Here is a 14,370-nt window from a genome sequence, read left to right as displayed (position 1 = left end):
AAGATCAAAACTACTGTCGGTGGAAGTCAAAGGCTGGCTTTGACCTGCGGCCCCTATTCGTTCCTGCCTGGGCAAACTCCTACGCACAGCCGGCCAGCTACGCGCGTCCGACGGGCTCGAACCCCGGCCCCCGAAGTCAGGGAATCTGCATCAGCGCCAGGTGGCAGGAGACGAGGAGCACCGCTGTCGCGATTGGCCACGGCCACCAGCGGCGGGTTCGGCGAAGCCGGATCAGCGAGATCACGAGGCAGACCGCGCCCGGCAGGCCCACCGCAGCGGCCACGATCCAAAAGGTCCGCTGCTCCGGACGCCAGCAGGCTCCCCACCCGTCGACGGCGGGATCGCACGGGTTGGGACCCGGGCCGGTGAGCGCAGGTGACCACCAGACCAGATTGAATGCCCACACCAACAGGAACGGAATGCTGACGATCGCGAGGGGGATCGCCAGCCCGAGGCGCAACGCGAGAGTGCGGGCACGGATGGTTACCGGCTCAGGGTCCTCCGGTCGGCCCTCCACCGTCGTCACCCCGACATCATGGTCGCCTGCAAGCCGCTCGTCGTCATCCGACCGTTCGGCGAAGGATGGCCGGTCGACCGCACGCCGCACGATCCTTGACCTGAGAACATCGAAGGCTTTAGCTAGGACTGCGTCCTGACCAGGGCCTTCGCGGGCCGATCGGCGCCGGCCGACCGGCAACGGTGTCGAAGGTTTCTGATGCCTCCATCGCCCGGCTTTGAGCTAGTCGCAGATCACTTCGCCGGTCGGCGGCGGCTTCCTCTGCCAAGGGGCGTGGCTGGTGGCCGCGGATGGCCCCGCGGGCGCTGCTGGCTGCAGCAACGTCGAAGGCCCTGACCGGGACTCACGTCCTGGCCAGGGCCTTCGTAGTGGAGCGGGTGACGGGAATCGAACCCGCACTGTCAGCTTGGGAATCGGGTTGAATTGTGGCCCCCAGTCCCGGTGCCCGCTGGTCGCGGAAGCTTGGGCGACCCGGCCCAGCGATGCGACGGGCCTCCACTGGCCGATGTTGACCGCTGTATCGGGCACGGATCGGGCACGGACTCAGGTGAGGTTGGGGCTTGCCTCTACGCCGCCCGAGCAGCGGATCACTCCAAGCCGGCCGACCACCGCGACCGACCTCGGTCGTCACGCTCAAAGCCACTCGACGTTACATCGCCTTTGTAGCGACCATCTGTACTGACGGTGCACTAGTTGATCTTCGTTGGAGGACCGTGCATGAACGGCAGCAACCTTGCGACGCTTGTGCGCTCGTACCTGGACGACGACGAAGTGAGGTTGTTGCCCGACGACCCGGACGGCGAGCATCGCTTGAACACCTGGGGCTATTCGATCCTGGACGGAGGGGCGGACGTGGTGGCGGTGGTCGCAGCGCTGGAGTTCGTCTCCTGCGAGCTCAGGCAACGGACGGCAGGCTCGGGAACCTTCTACGCCTGGTACGACGAACAGGCTGGCCAGCTCCGCTGCTCACTGACATCGGCCCCCGCCGACCGGCTCCCGTTCCGGGCACCGTATCGCGCGTCCACCGACGCGGCGGAGGTCGTCGCCCTGGTCGCCGCTGACTCCACCCCAGGGCTCGTCACATGGAATGAGCTAGGGACCGTCGAGCGGACCGCAGCCTCGCTCGCTACCGAAGAGGAGCTACCTCCACCGTTCCCCGTCTGGGTAGCGCCTCTCCGGTGAGCCGGAACCCTGCCTTGCAAAGGCGGCTCCACACAGTTGATGCTTGCTGATCAATGCCGACGACTGGTGTTGTCGTCCGGGACTTTGCTGTCCCGTACCAACGGTTGACGGCTGTTGTCGCGCGTCTCGCTGACTTCCTGCTGACTGACGACCGTCAGGGCTCAGCCCGACGGGCACCCTCGTCCAGCCCCGCTCGCCTCGCCCGGTACGATCGCGAGCTTGTTCGCACTGCAGGGAGCCCATGAGATCCGCGTGCGGCCGCCCCGGCAGTTCCCATGCTGAGAGTAGGTTTCGTCAATGGCATGCCGTATCAGTGAGCTCGTGCTCAAGTGCCACGACCCCGAGGTGCTGGCGCGGTTCTGGTGCGAGGTCTTGGACTTCATAGAGCTCGATCGCGAAGAGGGGGTCTACATCGAGATAGGTCCGCGCGAAGGGTTCGGCGGCCCGCAGCCGACGATCTTCCTCATCCGCAACGACGAGCCGAAGAACGGGCATGCCCGGCTGCACATCGACGTCAACCCCACCGACCGCGATCAGGACGCCGAGCTCGAGCGCCTCCTGGCCGTCGGGGCCAAACTCGTCGACATCGGTCAGCCTGCGGATGCGTCCTGGCACGTCCTCGCCGATCCAGAAGGCAACGAGTTCTGCCTGCTCAAGCGCCGCCTCGACCCACTCTGACGGCCCTCGCCCAAACGATCGACGCAGCCGCCACCCCGCAGCCGCCGACAAGATCTGGCGACCCCATCAATAGCTGGGGGGCCGGGTGGATGCTCGACCCGCCCCGTGTCGCATGCGTGTTGGTGAGGCATTGACCCAGCCAGCGGAACCTCGCCATCCCGTCGCCGTCGACCCGCCCTTGTGGGAGCGGGCCGCCGTCGGGGCCGCCACGTCAAGACGGCCTTGACGCACGGACGGACGCTGGCGGTCCCGGCGGCGGTCTGCTCGGCTCGCCCCGGGTCTTCGGCGGTGGGATGGCGCTACCGCAACCACCCACGGACCGCGACCCGTCGACGGCGCCCCGGCCATCCTGGAGCCGGAGCGCCCCCGCCGGAGGCGCACTAGCCGCAACCCCGCGACCGCCGCCAGCTCGCCGACGCGGCCGGCGTGCGCTCCCTTACGCCGCGCGGGCACGTGGCCGCGCGGCCCGGCCGGCTGCCGGCCCACCCCTCACTCGTCAACGATCTGTCGTTCTGCGGCGGCCCCCGGGCTTCCCGCTGTCCGCGCCAGCCGCCGGGCGTCAGGCGTGACGGCCGCAGAGCGATAGCGGCAGCGGCCGGCGCGCGCCCAGGCGGCGGCGCGTGCGGCCCGTTGCGGGCCGCCTTGAAGACGTACAGAAACTTTGAACCACTTCGCCGGCAAGCCGCCGGCAAGCCGGCTGTCGGGCTTCACTTGATCCGTTACACATCAGCTTCACTTGACGGGTGACAGCCGGCCGGATCTCTCCTGTTCTGCTGTCACAGTGCGTTACCGGCGTGCCGTCCTATCGCCGGGGTAGCGGTCCTCGATGCCGGTCAAGACGCGCGGTCAGCGGCATGAGCGTAAACCTGATCTCGTCGGTGGAATTGACTCGCCGCGATGGAAAGGTGGACGCCGCCGGGCCGAAAACTTCACCATGCGAGCCTCCCCGACCAGGGCAACATTCAACGCCACAGACCCCACAGGAAGATCCCGAAGCCGAGGATGTTCGAGTGGCCGACGAGGACCATGAACGTGAACACCCGACGGAGCGCGCGTTGAAGGCGTTGTCGCGGCCGGAGTCGCGGCGCCGAGGCTCCAGCGGGGTGCTGGGGCCTCGGCGCCCTTCGCCTTGCTCGACATAGCGGGGGACGCTACAGCCTGCGGGTGTTCGGCCGCTGGAGCGATCTCGGTCGATCAGGCCTGCAGGTGTACGCGGCGGCGCCGTGCGACGAGCACCAGCGCGATGCCGACCGCGACGGCGACCGCAGCCGCGCCGACGAGCAGCATGGCGTTGTCGCCGGTGACCGGCAGGCCCGGGCCGGCGCTGTTGTCGCCGGTGACCGGCAGGCCCGGGCCGGCGCTCGACGACGCCGACGCCGACGCCGACGGCGAGACGCTCGGCGAGCTCACGGCGACCTTCTTCGCCGGCACGAAGATGCGCGGCTCGTCGCTGTCGTCGGCGCTGACCTGCGCCGGAGTGTGGTCGTCCTCGCCGTTCTCGCCGGCCAGGATCTTCCAGCCCGCCGGGGCGGTGAAGGTCAGCAGGACGTCGCCGGCTGGGAGGTGGGCGAGACGGAACAGGCCCTTGGCGTCCGTGATGGCCTCGGCGTACTTCGTCTTGCCGTCGGCACTGGTGGCGACGACCTTGACACCCGGGACGCCGGGCGTCTGGGGCGTCCACTCGGCGTCATAGGACTCACCCTGGAAGACGTAGCCGCCGAGATCGTCGAAGGCGCCCGCCACCAGCAGCCGCACGCCGGTGGTGTTGTCGGCGTCGCTGGCCTCGCCGTTGTCGGCGGTAAGCTCGAAGGCGACGTATCCGCGGCCGTACTGCCACGCCACGTGGTTGGTCTTGCCGGTGAGCTGAACGGTCTTGGTGGCGCCGGCGGCGAGGTCGAAGCCGGTCGACAGCTCGCCGTAGGCGACACCGTCGACGCCCTGGCTGTCGCCGCCGGTGTAGTGCACGTGCTTGGCGTCGACGGAGCTCTTGTTCTTCACCGTGACCGTGATGGTGAAGGTCTCGCCCTCGGCGTAGTTGGCCTTGTCGGCGGCGGAGGTCACCGCGATATCCGGCTTGGGGTCGGCGGCCAGGGCGGCCGTTGCCGGGAGGACGGCCACGAGCACGCCCACGAGGGCGGCGGCGGCAAGCGTGCGCATGGATGTCTCCGTAATGGGGGACGGGAATCAGCGCGATGCTAGCGGCTGGGCGAGTCGCTCCGCTGTCCCACGATCGAGAACGTGATCGGAAAGGTATCCGATCACGGTTAGCTTGACGATCGAGTGAACGCTCATCGGCAGAAGCGGATGCCGGGGGCACGCGCCTGGGCTCGGCGACTACTTCCTTACTGAACTGATCTGACGCCCGGTGCGATTCGGGCTTGGCGCGCGGACCTCCTCGCTGACGGGGTGAGCGCCACAATGACGGCCAAGGCGTACCGCCTTCTTCGCGCCGTCCTGAATACCGCCGTTGACGACGAACTGATCCGGCGCAACCCCTGCCGCATCCAGGGCGCGGGCATCGAACGGCCCACGGAGCGGCCGACTGCCACCGTCGCCCAGGTCTTCCATCTCGCCGACATCGTTCCCGGACGCCTCCGCGTCCTCATCTTGCTTGCCGCCTTCGCCAGCCTCCGATACGGAGAACTGGCGGCCCTGCGCCGTCGCGACTTCGACTCGCGCTGTCAGACCCTGACGGTCCGCGCGACTCTGGTCGAGCGCCAAGACGGCACCCTTCTTTTCGGCCCGCCCAAGACCGATGCCGGCATGCGAACCGTCACCATCCCTGCGGCCATCCGCCGAGATGTGCGCGCGCACCTGGATGACTTCGTCGACGAGGACCAGGACGCGCTCGTATTCATTGGCGCGACCGGCGCGGTACTGCGCCGCTCCAACTTTCAGCGCACCAGCAATTGGCGGGTGTCCGTGGCGGCGGTCGGCCTGCCCGGTTTCCACTTTCACGACCTGCGGCACACCGGCAACACCCTCGCCTCGCGGACCGGGGCAAGCCTCGCCGACCTGATGGCGCGCATGGGCCACGCCTCCACCCGCACCGCGATGATCTACCAGCACACCGCCCGCGAGCAGGACAAGCAGATCGCCGACGCGCTCAGTTCGCAGATCAAGAAGAGCCAGGATCGGGCACGTAGCGGGCACGGTAAGCGCAACGAGTGATAGCAACGGATGAGGCCCCAGCCAGGAAACATGTCCTGAGCTGGGGCCTCACGCTGGAGCGGGTGACGGGAATCGAACCCGCACTGTCAGCTTGGGAAGCTGATGTTCTGCCATTGAACTACACCCGCAAGCGGCACCACTGTACCTGAGTCACCCAGCCGGTGCACCCAGGTGCCCCCACGGTGCGCCGGGCTCACCACCCGGCCGCGCCGCAGGGACCACTCACCCCGGGCAGGCCAGCCGCATGCTGACCGCGTGGAACGCGTACCGCGCGGCGTAGCTCCCGCGTACCACCGGTGCCGGCCCCGTCACGACGGGGCCGGCACCGGCGTCTTTCCCCAGGACCGGATCGTGGGCCGCGGTCAGGCGGCCGAGCGCTGGACGTCACGGCTGCGGCGGGCCGGGCGGGTCTGCGGTACGGAGGACGGCCCGGCCGCCGCGGGCGGAGCGTGCGGGTCGAGCCAGACCTGAACGGCCGGCCCACCCGGCGCGCCACCGGGGAAACCGGCGCCGTGGTGCTCGCGGCGAGCCAGCATCGCCACGTCGACGGTGAACTCGAACAGCCGCCAGTCGACCTGCGGGGCAGCCCGCGCGCTCTGCGCCAGCCGGGCCACCTGGGCCGGATCGGTCACCGGCCAGGCGCGCCCCGCCACGTACGCCTCGTCGTCGCTCTCCTCCGGCGGGAACGAGTGCAGCGCGTAACGGCCGTCGCGTTCGAGGTCGCGGCGCTTCGGCGAGTCGAGAATGAAGCAGAAGAGACCCTCGTCGGTGATGACCGGGGAGACCGGATGGACCCGCGGCCCGCCGTCGGCGCGGACCGTGGCCAGGTAGCCGAAGCCCGGCCCGTACTGCTGGAGGAGAACGCGGATCCCGTCGGCGAGTCGGGGCTCGTCGGCGGCGAATTCGGACCAGGAAGCCATGCCGGTATTCTATCGAACAAATGTACGACCAGCGACCTCGACGCGCTGGTCACCGGCACCGGATCTGGCTGTCGCCCACAACGCCGCTATGGTGGTCCGATGCTGCTCTCCGACCGCGACCTGGTCTCCGAGATCAAGGCCGGCACGCTGGGCCTGGAGCCGTTCGAGCCCACCCTGGTCCAACCGTCCAGCATCGACGTACGACTCGACCGGCTGTTCCGGGTCTTCAACAACCATCTCTACACCCACATCGACCCGGCGATGCAGCAGGACGACCTCACGTCGGTCGTCGAGGTGCCCGACGGCGAGCCGTTCGTGCTGCACCCGGGGGAGTTCGTGCTCGCCTCGACGCTGGAGGTGATCTCGCTCGGCAACGAGCTTGCCGGCCGACTGGAGGGCAAGTCGAGCCTGGGCCGGCTGGGCCTGCTCACGCATTCCACCGCCGGCTTCATCGACCCGGGCTTCTCCGGGCACGTGACGCTGGAGCTGTCCAACGTGGCGAACCTGCCGATCACCCTCTGGCCGGGCATGAAGATCGGGCAGCTCTGCATCTTCCGGCTCTCCTCTCCGGCCGAGCACCCGTACGGCTCGGCGGTCTACGGCTCGCGCTACCAGGGGCAGCGCGGGCCGACACCGAGCCGCGCCTGGCAGCACTGGCGCACCTGGCCGACCCGCTGAAGCCACCCGTCGGGCATTGCGCCCGCCGGATGTCAAGGAGGGGCCCCTCCTATACGAGAAGGGGCCCCTCCTTACATCTCAGCCTGGGCGGCCGTAGCTGTGGATGGGGCCGTCGTCGACCTTCTTCATCTTGATCGGTTGACCGGCCTGCGAGGCGTGCACGACCCAGCCACCGCCGACGTACATGCCGACGTGGTGGATGTCGCTGTAGTAGAAGACCAGGTCGCCGGCGCGCAGGTCGGCCCTGCTGACGTCCTTGGTCACCCGGCTCTGCTGGGCGGCGTTGTGCGGCAGTGACACCCCGGCCTTGGCCCAGGCGGCCAGCATCAGCCCGGAGCAGTCGTACGAGTTCGGGCCCTCGGCGCCCCACACGTAGGGTTTGCCGATCTGCGCGCAGGCGAACTTGACGGCCACGCCGGCACCACCGCCGGGGTAGCTGGCCGGGCACGGGGCCGGACGCAGCGGGCCGCCGCCACCGTTGCCGTAGACCTTGAGACGCAGCTTCTGCAGGCGGTCGATCTCGTCGTTGATCTGCTTCTTCTTGGCCGCCAGCTGGGCCTCGGTCCGGGTCAGCTGGGCCACCATCTCGTCCAGTGGCGCCTTCTGCCGGGCCAGCTCGTCACGCAGGTCGGACACCTGCCGCACGTCCTGCTGCTGGTCGTGCGCGAACCGGTCGAGCATCTCGAGCTGCCCGACCACCTCGCTGGGCGACCGGCTGCCCAGCACGGCGTTGACGGTGGAGACGTTCTCGCCCTTGTACGCGCGGACAGCCAGGGAGCTGACCTTGTCCATCGCGGCGTCGACCTGGCGCTCCAGCGGGGCGATCCGGGCGGCCAGCGCGTCGGCCTGCTTGCGCTTCGCGGCCAGGTCGGTCCGGGCGGCGTTGTGCCGTTCGATGATCGGTTCGAGCTTGTTCCAGTCGGCGTCGATCTGGCGCTCGATCTCGGCGACGGACGGGTCGGCGTGGGCCGCCGTGGCGCTGCCCGTCAGGACGACGGCAACGCCGACCAGGGCGGCGAGGGCGGTGGTGAAGCGGGACCAGCGTGGGCGCGGCACGATCGACGTCGGGCCGGCTGACGCCGACCGCTCGGACGACGGCCGCGGGGCATGGTGAGCCACCGGGTTCCGTACTCCTTCTTCCTGACCGCCTACCGGGTTAGCTGACGGGTTCGGGCGGGAAGGTGGACGCCCTACCGCAGTGGCTGCGGATTCACCCCGGAAAACCTGGGTCCCCGGCTCGCTCGGAAGCGACTCGGCGGTGTCGGTCCGTTACCGCCCGGGTGGGCGGAGCTGCTGTCGGCCCGACGAATGACCAGAGTAGAGACGGCCGTTACCGATCCGCAACCGGTGGGGCCGTGACACTCCGTACCGATTGCCGGGGGCGACGACCACAGCTGGAGGTTTCCTTCCACGAACATCGGTAGCAGGAAAGGTATTGACGCGCGCTCCGGGCGGGGTGAAGGTGACCTCACCTTCGCCCGTCAGATCTAGGGTGGTCGATGCACCGTCCAACCCTGTTCACCGGCCGGCGCGCGCACTGCTCGCCGCCGCCGTGGTCGCCGCCGCGACCGCGGTACCACTACCCGCCGGCCCAGCCGCGGCCGCACCCACCGCCGACCGCCAGCAGCAGTACGCCGCCGCGGCGACCGAGTACGGCGTGCCGGCCGACGTGCTGCTCGGTGTCTCCTATCTGGAATCGCGCTGGGACAGCAACGCCGGCACACCGAGCACCAGCGGCGGCTACGGCCCGATGCACCTGACCGACGCCCGGCACGTGGTCGCCCTACCCGGGCGCGGCCACCACGACGCCGGCACCGAAGACCCGCGCGGCGACGACTCCCGCCCCGCCCGGGCGTTGGCGCCCCGACCGGCCGAGGAGCCCGCGCCACCCGCCGCCGCGTTGCAGACCGTTGACGCCGCCGCCGCGCTGACCGGCGCCGATCCCGAGTCACTGCGTACCGACGCGAGCGTCAACATCCGTGGCGGCGCGGCACTGCTGGCCGCGTACCAGCGGGAGATCGGCGCTCCGGTGGGCGCCGACACCGACCCGGCAGCCTGGTACGGCGCGGTGGCCCGCTACGCCGGCGCGGACAGCGCGGACGCCGCGGCCGCCTTCGCCGACGAGGTGTTCACCACCATCGGCGCCGGCGAGTCCCGGGTGACCGACGACGGCCAGCGGATCACGCTGGCGGCCCGGGCGATCCAACCCCAGCGTTCCTGGCTGGACCGGCTGGGACTGCGCCGGCTCGCCCGCCCGGACGGGCTGGAGTGCCCCCGCACCATCTCCTGCGAGTGGATCCCGGCGCCGTACGAGGCGTTCGGCGCCGGGGACTACGGCAACCACGACCTCTCCGACCGACCCGGCCGGCAGAAGATCGAGTACATCGTCATCCACGACACCGAGGCGAGCTGGGCGACCACGCTGCAACTCGTCCAAGACCCCACCTACGTGAGCTGGCACTACTCGCTGCGCTCGGTGGACGGGCACATCGCCCAGCACGTGAAGACCAAGGACGTCGCCTGGCACGCCGGCAACTGGTACGTCGACGCCAAGTCGATCGGGCTGGAACACGAGGGCTTCGCCGCGCAGGGCACCTGGTACACCGAGGCGATGTACCGGACCTCCGCCAAACTGGTCCGGCACCTCGCCCAGCGGCTGGGTATCCCTCTGGACCGCCAGCACATCATCGGCCACGACAACGTGCCTGGCACCGTCGCGGCGAACGTGCCCGGGATGCACTGGGACCCGGGCCCGTACTGGGACTGGACGCACTACTTCAACCTGCTGCACGCGCCGCGGCTGGACACCGGCATCCCCGCCAGCGGGCTGGTCAGGATCGACCCGGACTACGCCACCAACCAGCCCGCGTTCACCGGCTGCGTCACCTCCGGCGTGCCGTGCGCACCGCGCGGCTCATCGGCGGTGGTGCTGCGCAGCGCGCCGTCCGCGGACGCGCCACTGGTCAACGACATCGCACTGCGCCCCGATGGCACCCCGAACACGATGGCCGTGTCGGACCACGGGGCCCGGGCGTCCGCCGGCCAGACGTACGCCCTCGCCGGCCGGCAGGGTGACTGGACGGCGATCTGGTATCTCGGGCAGCGGGCCTGGTTCCACAACCCGGCGTCCGCGCCGACCGCCAGCTGGACCGTCGGCGTGGTGGCCACCCCGAAGCCCGGGCGGGCCACCATCCCGTTGTACGGGCGGGCGTACCCCGAGGAGGCGGCGTACCCGGCCGGAGTGCCCTACCAGCCGATCTCGCCGCTCCAGTACACGCTGTCGGCCGGCCAGCGGTACGCCGTCGGCGCGGTGCTGCCGGGCGAGTACTACAAGGCCACCACGTTCGACGGCTCGTCGCCGGGCGACTGGACGGTCATCCGCAGCCAGAACCGGTACGCGCAGATCCAGTTCGGCCACCGGATCATGTACGTCGACCCCGCCGACGTGCAGCTCCTGCCGTCCCCGGTGGGCGCACCCGGCTGAACCGCTGAACGGCACGAGGGCCCCCGGTCGTTCGACCGGGGGCCCTCGTCGTGCCTGCTGGATCAGCCGGGTCTGCGGAACCCGGCGACCGGCATGTAGTTGATGCTGGCCACCTGCACCGGTTTACCGGCGCGCGGCGCGTGCACCATCTTGTCGTTACCCAGGTACAGGCCGACATGGTGCAGGTCGCTGAAGAAGAAGACCAGGTCACCGGGGCGGGCATCGGCCCGGGAGATGGCCTTGCCCTCGTGCCACTGGTCACCCGTGTGGTGGGTCAGGCTGATCCCCGCCGCCTTGTAGGCGTACTGGGTCAGGCCCGAGCAGTCGAACGAGTTCGGGCCGGTGGCGCCCCAGACGTACGGCTTGCCGATCTTGCCGCAGGCGGTCCGGATCGCGGTGCGGGCCGCCGCGCTGACCACGCCGTTGATGGTCGGGCAGCCCTCGGTCTTGACCGTGGTCTTCGGCAGGGACGCCTCGAGGCGCTTGATCTCGCCGTCGATCTGCTTCTTCTTCGCCGCCAGCTCGTTCTGCTGCTTGGTCTGGGTGGCGATCAGCGCGTCCAGCTTCTGCTTCTGGCCGTCGTACTTGGCCCGTACGGCCAGCACGCCCTCGACCTCCTTGCGCTCCCGCGCGGCCAGCCGGTCGAGAACGGTGAGCTGCTCGGTGAGCGTGTCCGGCTTGGCGCTGACCAGCAGCGCGCCGATGTCGTGGGAGGGACCCGACATGTAGTAGCGGGAGGCGAGGTCACCGACCCGGTTGAGCGCCAGCTCGCTCTGCAGCGCCAGCGGCTCGATCTTCTTCTGCAGTTCGGACGACTTCTTCCGGTTGGCCTTCAGCTGCGACCGCACCTTGTTGTACTGCTCGATGGTGGGCTCCAACTGCTCCCACTGCTTGTCGATCTGCGCCTCGATCTCGTCGACCGTGGGCGCGGCCTGCACGGGCGCGGAGAGCACGCCGGCGCCGACGGCCGCGGCGGCGACCAGAACGAGTAGACGGTGGGCGACCCGGCGCAGACCGCCCGGCCGAGCGGGCAGTTTCGGGGCGTGACGATGAGGGGGCATGGTTGCCACCGGCACCGACTCCTTTGCAACCGACCGCCGGGCGCCTCGCGTGCGGGAAGGGCCGAGGCAGACGACCCACAGCGGTCGGTGCCCCACATTAGGGAAGCGCAGCACCGGAATCAAGGCGGGAGCCACCACCGTCACTGTCACGCAACCGCTTGCACACCAAGGGTATTGGTCCATCAGCCAACTATCGCGGTCAATACGTCGTCGAGCGTGACCACACCGAGCGGGCGCCGGCCGTCGCTGACCAGCACCATGTGCCTCCGCTCGCGGCGCATGGCCAGCAGCAGATCGGCGAGCGTACGCTCCGGCGGCACCACCGCCAGCGGCCGGTAGACCTCTGCCGGCACCGGTGCCCGGCGGGCATGGCCGGAGTACCCGAGCACGTCCTTGACGTGTACGAAGCCGAGCACCCGCCGGGTGGATCGCTGCACCACCGGGAACCGGGACCGGCCGGTCCGGGTCGCCAGCACCTCCAGCGACGCGGGCGAGACGTCCTCGGCCACCGTCACCACCGTCGACCACGGCTGCCACGCGTCCGCGGCGGTCCGGGTGTGCAGGGCCAGGGCACCGGTGATCCGGGCGTGCTGCTCGGCGTCGAGCAACCCCTCGGTGCGCGCCTGGGAGACCAGCCCGGCCAACTCCTCCGCGGTGAACACCGTCTTCACCGCCTCGGACGCCTCGATCCGCCAGAACGCGAGGATCCGCCGGGCCGCCCACTTCATCGCCAGCAGCAGCGGCTTGGTGGCCACGCAGAACGCCAGCATGGCCGGGCCGAGCCAGAGCGCGGAGCGTTCCGGACCGGCCAGCGTGATGTTCTTCGGCACCATCTCGCCGACCACCGTGTGCAGGAAGACCACCACGCCCAACGCCAGCACGAACGCCACCGGGTGCACCGCCCGCTCGGGCAGACCGATCGCGTGGAACGGCGACTCCAGCAGGTGGGCCAGCGCGGGCTCGGCGATCGCGCCGAGGCCCAGGGAGCAGACCGTGATGCCGAGCTGCGCCCCGGCGATCATCAGGGGGATCTGATTCATCGCCGACAGGGCCCACCGGGCCCGCTTCGAGCCGGCGGCCAGCGGCTCGATCACCGTCCGCCGGGACGCGATGAGCGCGAACTCGCTGCCCACGAAGAACCCGTTGCCGAGCAGCAGCAGTACGGTCACCAGCAGCTCAGTCATCGTCGTCCGGCTCCGCCGGGCGCAGCACCCGGACCTGCTCGACCCGGTGTCGCTCCACCTCCACCACGGTGAACTCCCAGCCAACCGCCTCGACCGTCTCGCCGGGCAGCGGGATGTGCCCGAGCCGGGCCATCAGGTACCCGGCCAGCGTCTCGTACGGTCCCTCGGGCAGCCGGAAGCCGGTCTGCTCGGCCAGCTCGTCGGAGCGCAGCACCCCGTCGACCAGCACGGTGCGCTCCCCGCCCGGCACGGTCAGCTCGACCGGACCGGCGTCGTCCACACTGGCCGGATCGAACTCGTCGGCGATCTCCCCGACCAGCTCCTCGACCAGGTCCTCGATGGTTACCACGCCGTCCGTGCCGCCGTACTCGTCGACCACGATGGCCAGGTCGGCCCCGGCGGCCTTCAGCGCGGCCAGCACGCCGTCCAGGTCCAGGCTCTCCGGCACGTACACCGGCTCGCGGGCCACCGAGCCGACCATGGTCGACGTCCGGGCGGCCAGCGGCACCCCGAGCGCGTCCGGCACCCCGGCCACGCCGGTGACCAGGTCCAGGGTCTCCTCGTACACCGGAAACCGGGTCCGTCCGGTCTCCCGGGACAGCTGGAGCAACTCGGCCACGGTGGCCGTGGCGCGCAGCGCGACGACGTCCACCCGCGGGGTCATCGCCTCGGCCGCCCGCTTGTCGCCGAAACGGATGGTGCGGCGCAGCAGCATCGCGGTGTCCGTGGGCAGCGCCCCCGCCCGGGCCGAAATGGCCGCCAGGAGGCCCAGCTCCTCCGGTGAGCGGGCGCTCCGAAGCTCCTCCTGCGGCTCCACCCCGAGAGCCCGGACGAGCCGGTTCGCCGAGCCGTTCAAGCCCCGGATCACCCAGCCGAACGTCCGGGAGAAGGTGTGCATGGGGCCGGCGGTGGCCAGCGCGGCCGGCATCGGCCGGGCCAGCGCCGCGTTCTTGGGCACCAGTTCGCCGAAGAGCATGGAGATCAGGGTGGCCAGGGCCAGCGCCAGGAACGGGGTGAACCGCTCGGTGCTGTCCCCCGCCACCGGGCGCAGCAGCGGGGTGAAGATCCGGGCCAGGGCCGGCTCGGCCAGGTAGCCGGTGAGCAGCGCAGTGATGGTGATGCCGAGCTGTGCCCCGGAGAGCTGGAAGGACAGCTCGCGCAGTGCGGTGCGTACCGTCAGGGCGGCCTCGTCGCCGGCGGCGGCACGGCGGTCGATCTCCGCGCGATCGACCGTGACCAGGGCGAATTCGGCCGCGACGAAGAACGCGTTGCCGGCGGTCAGCGCAGCGAAGCCGACCAGGGGCAGCAGCGTGGTCAGGAGAATCCCGTCGATGTTCGCCTCACCTCGGCGCGATTCTGCCACGGCGGATGCCCGGCCACCGGCCGGCCCCGCCCACCGGCAGCGGAGGCGGTCCGCGGTGCCCGGAGGGCCCCGGTGCCGCCGTGGGCCATGCCACGACGACGGCGGTGGCACCCCGTGGGTGCCACCGCCGTC

At 70.4% G+C, this 14,370-nt stretch carries 12 protein-coding genes, 1 tRNA gene and 1 riboswitch; of the genes, 5 read left to right on the top strand and 8 right to left on the bottom strand.

Annotated elements, in window-relative coordinates; genetic code table 11:
* Positions 1–136 precede the first annotated feature (136 nt).
* Positions 137–607 carry a hypothetical protein gene (locus tag BUS84_RS23765; RefSeq protein ID WP_074315715.1) on the bottom strand — a complete coding sequence of 157 codons (471 nt, stop codon included), beginning with the start codon at positions 605–607 and terminating at the stop codon, positions 137–139.
* A 627-nt stretch (positions 608–1,234) separates the two neighbouring features.
* Here BUS84_RS23765 and BUS84_RS23760 point away from each other — a divergent pair.
* On the top strand, positions 1,235–1,699 hold the full coding sequence (locus BUS84_RS23760; protein ID WP_074315713.1) for a hypothetical protein: 465 nt from the start codon (positions 1,235–1,237) through the stop codon (positions 1,697–1,699).
* Positions 1,700–1,996: 297 nt separating this feature from the next.
* Positions 1,997–2,377 carry a VOC family protein gene (locus BUS84_RS23755; protein WP_074315712.1) on the top strand — a complete coding sequence of 127 codons (381 nt, stop codon included), beginning with the start codon at positions 1,997–1,999 and terminating at the stop codon, positions 2,375–2,377.
* Positions 2,378–3,571: 1,194 nt separating this feature from the next.
* On the opposite strand, the gene BUS84_RS23750 is transcribed toward BUS84_RS23755, so the two are convergent.
* Entirely contained in the window at positions 3,572–4,534 is a 963-nt protein-coding gene (locus BUS84_RS23750) for an SdrD B-like domain-containing protein (RefSeq protein ID WP_074315710.1), read from the bottom strand.
* Positions 4,535–4,795: 261 nt separating this feature from the next.
* Between BUS84_RS23750 and BUS84_RS23745 the strand changes: the two genes are divergently transcribed.
* The gene (locus tag BUS84_RS23745) at positions 4,796–5,548 is read left to right on the top strand and encodes a tyrosine-type recombinase/integrase (protein WP_244298713.1); all 753 of its coding nucleotides are present in this window, start codon (positions 4,796–4,798) and stop codon (positions 5,546–5,548) included.
* A 54-nt stretch (positions 5,549–5,602) separates the two neighbouring features.
* Here the strand turns inward: BUS84_RS23745 and BUS84_RS23740 are convergent.
* A tRNA-Gly gene (locus BUS84_RS23740) sits at positions 5,603–5,676 on the bottom strand.
* 234 nt (positions 5,677–5,910) lie between these two features.
* Entirely contained in the window at positions 5,911–6,468 is a 558-nt protein-coding gene (locus tag BUS84_RS23735) for a pyridoxamine 5'-phosphate oxidase family protein (RefSeq protein WP_074315708.1), read from the bottom strand.
* 99 nt (positions 6,469–6,567) lie between these two features.
* On the opposite strand from BUS84_RS23735, the gene dcd reads away from it, so the two are divergent.
* Complete coding sequence (gene dcd, locus BUS84_RS23730; RefSeq protein ID WP_074315707.1) at positions 6,568–7,146, top strand: dCTP deaminase; 579 nt, start codon at positions 6,568–6,570, stop codon at positions 7,144–7,146.
* A 78-nt stretch (positions 7,147–7,224) separates the two neighbouring features.
* Here dcd and BUS84_RS23725 read toward each other — a convergent pair whose 3' ends face one another.
* The gene (locus tag BUS84_RS23725) at positions 7,225–8,265 is read right to left on the bottom strand and encodes a C40 family peptidase (RefSeq protein WP_074315704.1); all 1,041 of its coding nucleotides are present in this window, start codon (positions 8,263–8,265) and stop codon (positions 7,225–7,227) included.
* Positions 8,266–8,277: 12 nt separating this feature from the next.
* Positions 8,278–8,414, bottom strand: a riboswitch (cyclic di-AMP (ydaO/yuaA leader).
* Positions 8,415–8,638: 224 nt separating this feature from the next.
* Here BUS84_RS23725 and BUS84_RS23720 point away from each other — a divergent pair.
* Positions 8,639–10,630: an N-acetylmuramoyl-L-alanine amidase gene (locus tag BUS84_RS23720; RefSeq protein WP_074315701.1), complete on the top strand. Its 1,992-nt coding sequence runs from the start codon at positions 8,639–8,641 to the stop codon at positions 10,628–10,630.
* Between the two features lie 62 nt (positions 10,631–10,692).
* Here BUS84_RS23720 and BUS84_RS23715 read toward each other — a convergent pair whose 3' ends face one another.
* The 3 genes from BUS84_RS23715 to BUS84_RS23705 all read right to left on the bottom strand — a co-directional run bounded on the left by BUS84_RS23715 (position 10,693) and on the right by BUS84_RS23705 (position 14,181).
* Entirely contained in the window at positions 10,693–11,691 is a 999-nt protein-coding gene (locus BUS84_RS23715) for a C40 family peptidase (protein WP_084757570.1), read from the bottom strand.
* Positions 11,692–11,873: 182 nt separating this feature from the next.
* Positions 11,874–12,875, bottom strand: coding sequence for a hemolysin family protein (locus BUS84_RS23710; RefSeq protein WP_074315700.1), 1,002 nt, complete (start codon positions 12,873–12,875; stop codon positions 11,874–11,876).
* Positions 12,868–14,181, bottom strand: coding sequence for a hemolysin family protein (locus BUS84_RS23705; protein WP_074319052.1), 1,314 nt, complete (start codon positions 14,179–14,181; stop codon positions 12,868–12,870). Before BUS84_RS23705 ends, BUS84_RS23710 begins: the two co-directional genes overlap by 8 nt.
* Positions 14,182–14,370: the final 189 nt, after the last annotated feature.

Source organism: Micromonospora cremea, assembly GCF_900143515.1.
Classification (GTDB): Bacteria; Actinomycetota; Actinomycetes; order Mycobacteriales; family Micromonosporaceae; genus Micromonospora; species Micromonospora cremea.
This window is presented reverse-complemented; position numbering and strand designations above follow the sequence as displayed.